The following is a 12,908-nucleotide window of genomic DNA, read 5'->3' as shown; positions in this document are numbered from 1 at the left end:
TTTATACCAATTTTGTATTAATAGTCTTGATAAAAAGACTGTTCCAAGAACATCAAACACTATTACCTATCCTAATTTGGTACTATGAGTAATTTATGGCGATTATTTATCGGTGTAATTATTGCTTTTTCTCTCACTTTTTTGACTTTATCTGCACATTCAGCACCCGTTTCCATTACCCAAATTACAGCGAGTAATTTTTTGGAATTAGGTGTAGATAAGATGCGTCGCGGTAATTACCAGGAAGCAATAGAGAGTTTTAATCAGGCAATTGAAGTTGAGAAAGATTTTGCTGTAGCTTACAGCGATCGCTGTCTTGCTTATCTTCAATTACAAGATTACCATCAAGCGATCGCAGATTGTACCCAAGCTATAAATTTTGCACCTAATGACTCTGAGGCTTATTTGAACCGGGGTTTGGCACTTTACAGACAAGGGGATTATTCCGATGCCATCGTTGATTATAATCGAGCGATCGCACTTAAACCCTACGATTTTCGAGCTTATTACAACCGAGGGTTAGCCTTTGCAGGAGATGGGAAAGACTCGGAGGCAATTCTTGACTTTAATTTAGCTTTAACTCAAATTCCCCGAATTACTAGCTTACTGCTTGCAGATATCTACAATGACCGAGGTTTGGCGCATTTTGTCTTGCAAGATATCCAAGCCGCGATGCTCGATTTTAATCTAGCAATTCGTCTCAACGCTAACGATTATAGAGCGTACTTTAACCGGGGTTGTACTTGCGGACGAAATGGAGATGACTTTGGTGCAGTGCGTGATTTTTCTCAAGTCATCAGACTTAACCCCAGTAATGCCCTGGCTTACGTTAATCGGGGAGTAGCTCGTTATCGCTTAGGATATCATTTAGGAGCTATATCTGATTTACAAAAAGCATCTGAGTACTTTGACAACCAAGGAAAGAGAGTTGCCTACGAAAAAACTTTAGATTTACTGAATAATTTGCGACAACAAATTTCATCTGCAACGGAAATCGCTCTTTTGTAAGACTGTAAAGACTATACAGGGTATCCACCAGCTTGAAAAATTTGTTCGGCGGTTAAGTTTAACTCTGGGAAAGTGGGTGAGATAATGCGATCGCTACCTCGAAACTGGTTGACTTGATATTCTCCCTCAATTAAAGTGTAGAGCGAGACAGTTGCTTGTTTGGGGTTGCCAATAAATCGCCTACCGCCTAAAGCCGCATAGTCTACAATCCAGTATTCTGATATGCCTACAGCCTCATAGTCAGCAGCTTTTTTTAAATAATCATCACGCCAATTGCTACTTACCACCTCAATTACTAAGGATATTGATTCCGCTTGGCTTACAGTAGATTCTTTTTTCCACAGAGGTTCATTTACCAAATTAGGAAGATTTAATATCAGTACATCTGGTGAGTAAGCCGATTCACTTTCAAGCGGTTTTACAAGTACTGTTTTCGGAATGCCATAAGGTAAGTTGATGCGACTATATTCTAGAATAAGTTTCTGAACTAAAAATACGATAATCTGTTCATGATCCCCTGTAGGTTGCGGCATCTCTACAATTACTCCATCATGCAATTCATAACGTTTTCCTGTGTTGTCAGGATATTTAGCAACGAATTCGTCAAATGTAACTACTTTGCGTAAGGCTTGAATCATAAATTATTGCTTTTTATTCTGTTTATGAAGCGTCCAGTTTTCTTAATGCTAACGTAATTCATAATTAGTACGTAATAGCAAATTATATAGCAATACTGACTCATTTTTTAACAACAATATTCCCAATTGTCTAGGAAAGTTGGGAATCTAAATCTGTGGAAATATGACAGCGTGTCTTTTGACACGATTTTACTTTTACAGCAAGAATACTACGTGGTGACTATTTTTACTTGGTGTGAAAGAGAACGTGAAAAAAGATTTTTTGTTGCTAACAGTTGCTTTACCGGGTTTACTGATAGCATTTCCTAGCTTTGCTGCTGAGAGTGAAATTGAGCAGAGAAATACTGATAAATCAACCGAAGTCATTTCCGATATTCAGAGTTTGAGTGAAGTTGAGTTACCCGCCACTAATGCCGAATTATTAACTCAACAATCTGCACCGAGTGAAGTTAATCCAGAAACTCAGCCAGATTATACAGATGATGCAGACATTTCTATAGAAGCGATCGCAGAACCAGACAACCTACCTCAATCTACACCAACTTACGTAATTGATAAAGAAGAAATTCAAAAGCAGGGCGCTACAAGTTTAGCGGATATCTTAAAAAGAATGCCTGGTTTTGCAATCAATGACGTAGGTCATGGTGCAGATATTCACACAGGTACATACTATCGCGGAGCCTCAATTAATCAGTCTGTATTTCTAATTAATGGCAGACCAATTAACAATAATGTCAACACTTATCATGGTGGAACTGACTTAAATAGCATTCCTGTAGAGGCGATTGAACGAGTGGAATTATATAGCGGTACAGCCTCCGCTTTGTATGGTTCCTCAGCCTTTGGGGGAGTTGTGAATATCATTACCAAGGAAGGTTATGGTAAACCTCAATTGAGCGCTAGTGCAGAATTTGGCTCATTGAGTTTAAATAATCAACAAGTAACTTATGGTGGTTCATCCAATAATGTCAAATATAACTTTAGCTTTGAAAGATTCTTTACAGATAACCGTTATCGCGTGCCTGTAGGTGCAGCAAATCGTGATGAACAGGGATTTTTATCAAATGCAGATACAGCTACAAGTACCTACTTCGGTAGCATTGGACTAGATTTAGATAAAAAAAATTCGTTGAATTTAGATGTTACTGCACTCAGCAGTCGTCGCGGCTTAATTTATTTTGGTTTTCCTCTGCAAAGAGATAGATTAGACCACGATGGTTTAAACGTTGGCTTATCTTGGAAAACTCGACTAGGTAATGGCGAAAGTTCTAATCTTACTACCTCAATTGGTTATAACCAAGATTATTTCAGCACTTATGGCCCTACAGGAGCATTTTACCGTACAGGAACTTTAGATACACAACAACTGACAGCCAGGGTAGACCATGAGTGGAAAGTTACTTCCAATAATAAATTGCGCTGGGGATTAGATTTGAAAAACACCGATTTAAACGGTGATGTTTTGAGTACGAATCCTAGTAGGATTGCCACTAATGAAACTGAAGATAGAAGTTTGTTTAATACAGCTTTATTTGCTGTGAATACTTGGAATATTAGCGATGATTTTCTGATAGATTTAGGGCTAAGGCAAAGCTTTGACAGCCAGTTTGGAAATTATCTCAACCCTAGTGCTGGGTTACGTTATGCCGTCACACCAATAGTAGCAGTGCGTGGAAGTTGGGCAGGGGCACAACGCAATCCTGGGTTAGATCAGTTGTATGTTTATGATACAGTTCATGGTTGGGAACCAAACCCTGATTTAAGACCAGAAACTGGCTCAACTTGGAGTGCGGGAGTAGATGTCAATTTTTCTCAAAATTTGATTGGACAGTTTACTTACTTTGGTAGTAGTATAGGCGATCGCTTGGGAGTCATCGCCGGCAGATGGGAAAACATTGGACTAGTAGATACCAATGGTTTAGAGGTTGCATTGCAATTAAGAATTGCGGCTGGCTGGTCAACTTTCCTCAACTACACTTATACAGATGCTCAAATAAAAACAGGCTCAGAGAGAGGTTTACAGTTAGGTTTGATTCCCTACTCTGTACTGCAAACTGGTGTGGGTTATCAAAATTCAGGTTGGCAGGCTAATTTGTATGTTACCTACAACAGTGGCACTCGCAGAGCCTTCTTTACAAATCCTGGTGACACGATTACAGATTTTTCGCCTTCTTTCGTAAATTTAGATTTGAGCGGTCGTGTACCTGTAACTAGCAATGTAGGATTGACAGTTTACTTAGAAAATCTCCTCGGTGAGCAATATGAGCGAGTTAATCGCATTTATAGCCCTGGATTTACTTTTCGTGTGGGTTTAAGCGCCAATTTTTAGGTGTCTACTTTCCTCTCTGCGTTCTCTGTGACTCTGTGGTTTAAAAGTTATTTATTGAACCACAGAGGCGCAGAGAACACAGAGAAAAGACGAGTTTTTTGGTAGCACTACTATACAACATTGTGCGTTAGGCTAAAGCCGTAATGCACCCTATTTAAGATTTACTTTTAATCTAAAATCCAAAATTGCGATGAGAGCTAGAATTGACAATCAAATACTTTTTATCCACCACGAAGATTTACCAGAGTTTAAGAAAGGTGGTTCGGTGGTGCGGAATTCTTATTTTTGGGCGTTACGTTCAATTGCCGCTCATGCTTCGCGTTATCGTGATTGGGAATACGAACCGGAGGTTTGGCTAGCACTTTCAAGAATGCTGTTATCTTTTGCTGAATCTGGGTATTTGGGTCTTAGAGAAACTTTACTGGAGTTTCCTTTCTCTCAAGGGGAAATTCCTAGTTTGCTGCGAGATGTGTCTACTTTTGAGTAGAGTTGCTGCTGTGAGTAAGGGACGCAAAGTCTCAAAGTAGGCTACTAGTACCGCAAGGCGGAATTAAAAATTAAAAATTAAAAATGAATACAGCGTAAGGATTTCATTAATTTAGAATAGGTGGTTTATTTCCGCCGTGTTGTACTAGTCCTATAGGTAGGTAATCATAGTTTTAATCTACCTTGATTAATTAAAGTTTTATCTTAAATTATAAATCATCAATTTTTAATAATTAAATCATCCCTTTCTCATGTATTGTGAGGAAGTTGGCATGAGATTTTTATCAGCAACGATCAAATTTTGGTGTTCTAAATAGTGAAGTACTTGGTTAACACATTGCTCAATAGTGAATTTATCCGTTTGACAGATAATTTCTGGATTTAATGGTTCTTCATAAGGGTCAGAGATACCAGTAAAATGTTTGATTTGTTCTGCCTTTGCTTTGGCGTAAAGTCCTTTTACGTCACGAAATTCACAAACTGCAAGTGGAGTATTTACATAAACTTCGACAAAATTAGTAGTTGTCTGTTTGAGTTGATCTCGAACATCACGGTAGGGGCTGATTGCAGCAACGATCGCAATTATGCCATTGCGACTAAGTAATTCCGCAACAAAGCCAATACGACGCACATTTGTATCTCGGTCTTCTTTGCTAAAACCCAATTCTTGTGAAAGATGGGTGCGAACGACATCACCATCTAGCACTTCTAAGCGATGATTTCTCTTTTGCAGTTCTTGGGCTACACCGTGGGCGATAGTTGTTTTTCCTGCACCACTTAAGCCTGTCAGCCAGAGGACCATACCTTGTTGTTTCATGTTTTATTTAATATTTAACAACAGTCTTGAACCTTTAGTTATTAGCGATCGCTAAGGGTTAAAATCATCTCAAGTTTGAAAAAACACTAGATCCGTTTGCCTTGTTTCCCACCTCTAGCGGGGGCGCTAGGGGAATCTGTAGCTGCTGGGCAACAATCACATTCGCTAGACTACTGTTGGTGGGAGTCTCCCAGAAAGATAAACCCTCATATTGAGCGAATAAATCAGGGGGTAAAACGGTTGCACGAGGTTGAAACTCGACTTTGGAGCGCACGTGATGCAATCCATGTGTATTGAGTCGGCGATCGAATTCGTTGGCTTGGAAGATAGCATAGCTGAGAGTGCCTACTGTGTCACCGTTTCCGTTGTCGGTGGTTTGAGTGACTTGATACAGTGTCATAGATTTTACCTTTTGTTTTTTTGTTTAACTATTCAATAACTGCGATTATTCATTAGGTATTGAGTACCGCATTTGCTATTTCGGCGAACTCATTTGTTATTTTGGTGATCGCATTTGCTATTTCGGCGACAGCATTTGCTATTTCGGCGACAGCATTTGCTATTTCTGCGATCGCATCTCGCAGAGAAGCAATCCCAAACCCTTACGCTTTCTAAATTACTTGTATAGTTTTATCTTGACTATCTACTACGCACCAATCTACAGCTTATCAACAGGTTAATCAAGGGTTCTTATAAAACATCCTACTTTTCCTATTTAATTACGCAAATACTGTTGTACTTAGTTATACTTTTACAGCATTTAGTAAGCAACTTGCACTCATCGGGCACTCAAATGACTTTCAATCCGTCACGATTAGCCATCATAGACAAACCCTAGTTAACAGTAGTGCTGAAGCAAGGGTAGTTGTAAGAAGACAATTAAGATACACCAGTTAGTGGAGGAGAATAATGTGAAAATAGCGATTATTGCGAAAACATTAATTACATCTATCGGTTTATTAGCTTTATTTGCTCCAAGTCAAGCATCGGCTCAACTTATACCCCAACCTTGGGTTTCAGTTGGTGGAAAAGATGGTGATGTAACTTATGCTGTAGGCGCTAGAGCTTTAAATTTTGGGGTTGAAGTAGGAACTGGCCCTGATGGCGCTACGGGAGTAGATGTTTTGAAATTTATCAGTTTGCCTGTCATCTCACCCTATGTAGGAGTTGGACTTTATTCAGAGGATAAAGGTGTTGCAGTTTCCGGTGGTGTTCAGGTGGGTGCTACTGATAACGTTTTTGTTGGTGCTGGTTATAATTCTATTCGTGGTTTTAACGGGCAATTGGGAATCAGATTTTAACTAATTCGTAGGGGGAATAATTGAAGTTGAGATTATTTCTCTGACATGAACTGCGGAATCTTGTTGTAATGCTGATGCCGCGATCGCTTCACTCTCAACTATACTTAATCGAGCGATCGCCTGTTTCACTCCAGGTATACTTTGAGGATTGACGCTCAACTCATCCAGCCCTAAACCTAATAAAATTGGTGTTGCTACAGTATCTGCTGCCAATTCTCCACATAATCCTACCGAAATGCCCGCAGTATGGGCAGCTTTGATAGTTTGCTGCACCATTCTCAGCACTGCTGGATGTAGTGCATCAACCAAATTTGCCACGCGGGGATTAGTGCGATCGCTAGCCATGACGTACTGACTCAGATCGTTAGTACCTATACTAAAGAAGTCTACTTCAGCTGCTAACTGATCTGCGATCGCAACTGCTGACGGAACCTCCACCATAATCCCCACTTTCATCGCTGCATCAAAGGGGATACCAGCTTGATTTAATTCAGCCTGCACTTCACCTAAAATTACCTTAGCTGCACGTACCTCTGTCACAGTGGCAATCATCGGCAACATGATCTTAATTTGGTGTCCTACACTGGCTCTCAAAATTGCCCGTAACTGAGTTTTGAATAAATCCAGATGATCTAAACAGAAACGAATTCCCCGCCAGCCTAAGAAAGGGTTTGCTTCTGGAAACCCGACTCTCAGATAAGGAAGTGGCTTATCACCACCGACATCTAAGGTACGAATAATTAGCGGACGATTATCTAAAACTTGGGCGATCGCCTGATAAACTTCAAGTTGTTCTTCTTCTGTAGGGGCGCTTGTCCTATCGAGATAAAGAAACTCTGTGCGGAGTAATCCCACTCCTTCTGCACCGCTAGCCACAGCAAATTGCACATCATTTATACTACCAATATTGGCGAAAACGCTAACTTGCCGACCATCAAGAGTAATTGCTGGCTGGTGTGCTGTAGCTTGTGCTTCCTGTTGGGCAGTTTGCCAAGCCTCTCGCTTTGCCTCCAGTAAATCTAGGATATGTGATTCTGGTTCTACCCAAGCTTTGCCACTTTCACCATCAAGCGCCATGAGTGTACCATCTGCCAAGTGCAACACCTGGGAATCCACTCCCAAAACTGCGGGAATACCCAATGTCCGGGCGATGATAGCGCTGTGGGAAGTGGCGCTACCAAAAGTTGTACAAATACCCAACACCATTTTCGGATCTAGTCTAGCGGTATCTGAGGGGGTTAAATCAGTTGCCACTAAAATTGCCGGTTCCGAAAGATGCAAGTTAGCAGGGGCATTCCCAGCTAGTAATCGTAGTACCCTTTGCCCTACGTCGACAACATCCTCAACTCGCTCTTGCAGATAAGCATCTTCAAGTGTTCGGTAGGAAGTCACCACCTCATCGACTACGGCTTGCCAAGCTGCTTCAGCATTTATATGGTGGTCTAAAATACGCTGATGAGCCGCTTCCAACAATACTGGATCTTCTAAAAATAGTAATTGAGCATCGAAAATGGCGGCTTCAGCGTCACCAATTTGCAGAGATGCTTGTGAAAAAACTGCTTGGATTTCTTGTCGAGCAGTTTGAATTGCTGCTTGTACTCTTTGCCACTCTGATTCAGGATCGTCTACATGATATTCCGTAATCGTAATGTGAGTGGGTTGATAATTAACCACAGGTGCGATCGCTACTCCTCGAGAAGCGGCAATTCCTGAAAGTTCGCCGTGAGTTGCTGGGCTAACTTCATGCTGAAATACTGGTGGAGAATTCAAGGCAACATTATCTTCACCAAAATTATTTTCGAATAACGTCTGTAATACCGCCAGCGCTTCATCTGCATCCGAACCTGTGGCAGTAATCACTAGTTCGTGTCCTTGACGCACTCCTAAAGTGGTGACTTGGTTAATACTGTCACCCCGAACTAGCTCAGTATTTCTAGTTAAATTCTGCACCAGAATTTGGGATTGAAAGCGGGCGACGGTTCCCACAAACTGGGCTGCGGGACGGGCGTGTAATCCTAAGCGATTGCTGACAATTAACCGGATTTCTTTGACGGGAAATTGTGAATTTCTTACTTCGATATTGTCACTGATAACTGGCAACGGAATTACACCCAATTGAGTTGCTTTTGCTAGGAGTGCGCCGCGTGCTTCCGCCATGACTTGGTGAATGTTTTTACCAGCCCCCGCCGCAACAACAGCAGCGATCGCACCTTCTACTAGAGGTGCTTCACACAAATACACTTTTTGTTGCTGTGCTTCTGGCAAAAACTCAATGGCCATTTCTGCACTCAGCACAGCACTACCCAAATCCATCAATACTAAAACACCATCATCAGAGAAAACAGAAGCGATCGCTTCATAAACCTGAATCGGATCTGTACCCAATGGATTTTCAGGATCTTCAATACCTGCTGCAACAGCGATGGAAACTTGGCCCTGAACCATTTGCGCGGCGAGTTCCCGCACACCTAGAGCTAGTTGTTTACTGTGAGAGACGATAACAATTCCGATCGCTGCCATACCGCCAAACTTGTTAAGAGGTTTGCGTTTAGCTCGTTATCCATTCCAATCTCCCATTCCGCACCGCTAAAAACAGCGTTTATCTTGATTACAATTGCAATTCCCCGAAGATATTCCGGTCTTTCCAGCTAGAAATACGAATAAAATAGCCTTCTTTTACAGAAATATGTGGTATCCACTCATAAACACCATCGCTAGCGGTACGGGAAGAAATATTTTGGATAAGTTTGTCTCCATCGTACAGCTTAATCGAGACATCGCTATCAAAATTATCCTGCCACAAGATTAAATAGGGCTGATCCTTCTTGGGAAGTACTTTAGCAGTTAGCTGACCAATCAGTATTTTTGGTGGAACCTGATTTTTAGTTGTCTTACGGAATCCCAAATAATGAGGAAGGTTTCGGAAAGCAGGATTTTCTTGCGGATTAGACAGTTGGGGAACAATAATATTTCCGTTCTGGGAATTGAACAAATAAGTTGATCTGCCGCCGTCAACAGTAATGATGTCGCCTTTAACTCCTAATTTACGTAATAAATCGGCTGCCTCATCCAGAGTTGCTTTGTTCACCGTCATAATCAACAATAACTCGTCACCTTTAACACCATCTTTGTCTAGAGTCCCGATGACTTGATACTTATTTGCTTGGTTTTGGGCTAAGACTTTTGCTGGATGATCGCTGTATCGGTAAGTGACAATTGCATTTTTGACTCTATTTTGGTTGAGAGGTGCGCCGCTAACCTGGTTGTAATCGGTAATGTATGCCTGCTTATTATCCCAGACTAGAGCTTTGAGACGAATATTACTGTAGTATTTATCTTTTGGTTGTTTGATTGGCCCATAAGGGCTATTACCACCACTGATGACTACACCATTTAATTTAATTGGAAAAGATAATTGAGTACTAGACTCGTATTGCTCAAAAAAAGAACAATTAATTATTGAAAAAACGTTATTTGAGTAAAATTTCTTATATTCTTCTGCAACTTCAGAAAACAAATGTCTTTTGAAAAAAGGACTGTAATATTTACTTTCCCCCTGATAATATTTACCCTCATTTATACCCATATTATCTACTTCTCCGATAATTTGGTCTATGTGTATTTTGCGGAGATTGATAACTTGTAAATAGGCTTCATTCCCATTGGGTAATTCTTTTTTATATAAAGCCGCTCCGTCTATAGCATGGAGAGGCTGATAAGAAGATAAAGGGTTGAAAGTTTGGGCAATCCAAAAGCTACTCAGAATTGGCAGCAAAAAAAGCAATAAATTTATTACAACATTCATGAGTATTTGATTAAGTTATAGAAATTCTAAATCATTCGTTAAAAATTAAAATTATATCCCCGACTTCTTCAAGAAATCAGGGATCTGGAGATCATTTAGGATTGCTATGGAACTTCTACATTGACAGTAAAAACCAAGTATAGATGATTTGAAAAACCAGATCCATCAGGGATCTTAACCGAACTGTATTTTAAATGCTTTTGCGATCGCTCTCAAAATCTCAACGTTGAGCCTCTGAACTCGGAACTTTGACCTTTTTGCTCGAACGTTGAGCCTTTGAACTCGGAACTCCGACCTTTTTGCTCGAACGTTGAGCCTTTTTACTCGAAACTCCGACCTTTTTGCTCGAACGTTGAGCCTTTTTACTTGGAACTTTGACCTTTTTGCTCGAACGTTGAGCCTTTGAACTCGAAACTCCGACCTTTTTGCTCGAACGTTCAAGCTTTGAGGTTTAAACTTGCACTTCAACAGTGCAATTGATGAGTTATTTCCTACGGTGCTACCTGTTGAGACTTGACTTTCCGATTTTTACGAGAAAATCGTTGCCCCATTTCTTCAACCATCGTATCTAAACCTGTCCCCTGACCACTGACTTTAGCATAGTTATATACTTGCAAAGCGGCTGCATAAGCTTCGCTGCCTACTGCCAAGGATGTATCATCTACCAAATCTTGCAATTGTGTCAACGAGAGCAATAGTGGATACAACGCTTAAAACAACTGCACATCTTTCCGCATCTCATCTATGTCAAACGATCGCGGCAAGAACTCTGGGTTTTGCGTCGCTACTTCTAATGCTTTGCTTACAAACGCCCGACTTTTATCTCCCATCTTGGGTAAAGCTTTTCGGTCATCTGCACTCAAATCAACTAAAAATGGTAAGTTTTCTTTAATTGTAGCGATCGCTTGGAACACAGCATCTCTCTGTGTTTGTGCCAGTGTTGCACTAATTGAGGTCGTGGACATAAGAATAAGTCTCCAGTATGTTTCTTTAATCTAGAGTGCCCAGCTATACAAATTAAATTTCAATATGGTATTCCTATCTTGTCCGAACCGCGCGATCGCATAGTATATTTATCAAACAGAATTCAGGAGTCAGGAGTCAGAATCCAGAATGAATTCTGTATAACTGGCGGATGGTTTTGTAATACTAGTGGTATCAGAGATGATGGCTCAATTTGAATACAGCACTCTCGCCCATCCACAGGATATCCAACAGTTGGAACATATCCTTGAACAGTGTTTCATCAGCGCCCTTGGTGGTGAAGAAGCTTACATCAACATGATTGGCGTAGAAAATTTCCGTATTATTCGGAGATTAGAGCAAGTAGCTGGTGGATTAGCAACTCTCGACATGGGTCAGTGGTGGGGTGGTCAACGTGTACCAATGACAGGAATTGCCGTAGTGGGCATTGCTCCAGAATATCGGGGTTCGGGGGCTGCGATCGCTCTTATGCAGCACACCCTCAAAGAACTTTACGATAGAGGTATAGCAATTTCCGCCCTTTATCCAGCTGTTCAAAGCTTGTACCGAAAAGTAGGTTATGAGCAGGGGGGTAGCTGGTGTATTTGGGAGATTGCTACCCAGAATATCCAAGTACGGGAGCAACCCCTACCTTTAGAATTAGTAGCAAGCATCAATCATGAAGTCTTTCATGAGCTATATCAGCAGCAGGCAAGACAAACGCATGGATATTTAGACCGACATCCAGCAATTTGGGAACGAATAATTCAACCAAATGATAAGGAAATAGTCTATACCTATTTGATTGGTACTAAAGACCAGCCCCAAGGCTATATCATCTTTACTCAAGAGCGAACAAACAATGGTGAAATCCTCATCGTTAAAGATTGGGTACTGACTACAGTTGATGCTGCACAAACTTTCTGGTCTTTTCTAGCAAGTCATCGCTCTCAAATTCAACAGGTGCGATGGAAGAGTTCTGCAATTGATTCCCTGACATTGCTGCTACCAGAGCAAACTGCCAAGATTAAGACTACAAGTCGTTGGTTGCTGCGGATAATAGATGCAGTCAAGGCACTGGAATTGCGTGGTTATCCACCGGGAATCCAAGCCGAATTGCACTTAGAAATTGAAGATAATTTGCTAACTGAAAATAATGGTAAATTTATTCTTTCTGTCGCCAACGGACGTGGTGAAGTCACAAAAGGTGGAAAAGGTGAATTGCAGCTAGATATTCGGGAATTAGCGCCATTATATACAAGCTTGTTTACCCCCTACGATTTGCAAATAGCGGGAAAACTGAATGGTACAGAAACGGCTATTTTAGCAGCTACGCAAATATTTGCCGGTGCTTCGCCTTGGATGGCTGATTTCTTTTAAAGAATTGGGCATTGGGCATTGGGCAATACAGTTCAGTTAAGCATTTCTTTATTCTCTCAGTGCCCTCTGCGTCTCTGTGGTTCGTAAAAAAATTGACTTTAACAAAGAGTTACTTACTTAAACAGACAAGGGGCTTAAGCCCTTTGTCTTAAACCCCTTGTTAAAAGTAGTTTTTGGTGTT

Annotated in this window: 11 protein-coding genes and 1 pseudogene; 6 read left to right on the top strand and 6 right to left on the bottom strand. The window is 40.9% G+C overall.

Annotation, left to right across the window (positions count from 1 at the left end; translation table 11 throughout):
- The first annotated feature begins 84 nt into the window (after positions 1 to 84).
- A complete protein-coding gene (locus FD724_RS30620) occupies positions 85 to 1,008 on the top strand; it encodes a tetratricopeptide repeat protein (protein WP_179075217.1) in 924 nt (307 codons plus the stop codon).
- Between the two features lie 11 nt (positions 1,009 to 1,019).
- Here the strand turns inward: FD724_RS30620 and FD724_RS30615 are convergent, their stop codons facing one another.
- Complete coding sequence (locus FD724_RS30615; protein WP_179075216.1) at positions 1,020 to 1,646, bottom strand: Uma2 family endonuclease; 627 nt, start codon at positions 1,644 to 1,646, stop codon at positions 1,020 to 1,022.
- A gap of 247 nt (positions 1,647 to 1,893) precedes the next feature.
- Between FD724_RS30615 and FD724_RS30610 the strand changes: the two genes are divergently transcribed.
- Complete coding sequence (locus FD724_RS30610; RefSeq protein ID WP_179075215.1) at positions 1,894 to 3,975, top strand: TonB-dependent siderophore receptor; 2,082 nt, start codon at positions 1,894 to 1,896, stop codon at positions 3,973 to 3,975.
- Positions 3,976 to 4,165: 190 nt separating this feature from the next.
- Positions 4,166 to 4,462 carry a hypothetical protein gene (locus FD724_RS30605; protein ID WP_114083200.1) on the top strand — a complete coding sequence of 99 codons (297 nt, stop codon included), beginning with the start codon at positions 4,166 to 4,168 and terminating at the stop codon, positions 4,460 to 4,462.
- A gap of 237 nt (positions 4,463 to 4,699) precedes the next feature.
- Here the strand turns inward: FD724_RS30605 and cysC are convergent, their stop codons facing one another.
- A complete protein-coding gene (gene cysC, locus FD724_RS30600; protein WP_114083199.1) occupies positions 4,700 to 5,278 on the bottom strand; it encodes an adenylyl-sulfate kinase in 579 nt (192 codons plus the stop codon).
- Between the two features lie 64 nt (positions 5,279 to 5,342).
- Positions 5,343 to 5,678, bottom strand: coding sequence for a hypothetical protein (locus FD724_RS30595; RefSeq protein ID WP_179075214.1), 336 nt, complete (start codon positions 5,676 to 5,678; stop codon positions 5,343 to 5,345).
- Between the two features lie 59 nt (positions 5,679 to 5,737).
- On the opposite strand from FD724_RS30595, the gene FD724_RS30590 reads away from it, so the two are divergent.
- Together FD724_RS30590 and FD724_RS30585 are read left to right on the top strand one after the other, a co-directional pair.
- A complete protein-coding gene (locus FD724_RS30590) occupies positions 5,738 to 5,893 on the top strand; it encodes a hypothetical protein (RefSeq protein ID WP_179075213.1) in 156 nt (51 codons plus the stop codon).
- A gap of 296 nt (positions 5,894 to 6,189) precedes the next feature.
- Positions 6,190 to 6,579: a hypothetical protein gene (locus FD724_RS30585; protein ID WP_114083196.1), complete on the top strand. Its 390-nt coding sequence runs from the start codon at positions 6,190 to 6,192 to the stop codon at positions 6,577 to 6,579.
- On the opposite strand, the gene ptsP is transcribed toward FD724_RS30585, so the two are convergent.
- The 3 genes and pseudogenes from ptsP to FD724_RS30570 all read right to left on the bottom strand — a co-directional run bounded on the left by ptsP (position 6,580) and on the right by FD724_RS30570 (position 11,349).
- Complete coding sequence (gene ptsP / locus FD724_RS30580; protein WP_179075212.1) at positions 6,580 to 9,099, bottom strand: phosphoenolpyruvate--protein phosphotransferase; 2,520 nt, start codon at positions 9,097 to 9,099, stop codon at positions 6,580 to 6,582.
- Positions 9,100 to 9,187: 88 nt separating this feature from the next.
- Positions 9,188 to 10,384, bottom strand: coding sequence for a phosphodiester glycosidase family protein (locus FD724_RS30575; protein ID WP_179075211.1), 1,197 nt, complete (start codon positions 10,382 to 10,384; stop codon positions 9,188 to 9,190).
- A 491-nt stretch (positions 10,385 to 10,875) separates the two neighbouring features.
- Positions 10,876 to 11,349, bottom strand: a pseudogene (locus tag FD724_RS30570) (hypothetical protein).
- 199 nt (positions 11,350 to 11,548) lie between these two features.
- On the opposite strand from FD724_RS30570, the gene eis reads away from it, so the two are divergent.
- Positions 11,549 to 12,727 (top strand): enhanced intracellular survival protein Eis, encoded by a 1,179-nt coding sequence (gene eis, locus FD724_RS30565; RefSeq protein ID WP_179075210.1) that lies wholly within the window; start codon positions 11,549 to 11,551, stop codon positions 12,725 to 12,727.
- Positions 12,728 to 12,908: the final 181 nt, after the last annotated feature.

The organism is Nostoc sp. C057 (genome assembly GCF_013393925.1).
In the GTDB taxonomy this organism is placed as follows: domain Bacteria; phylum Cyanobacteriota; class Cyanobacteriia; order Cyanobacteriales; family Nostocaceae; genus Nostoc; species Nostoc muscorum_A.
This window is presented reverse-complemented; position numbering and strand designations above follow the sequence as displayed.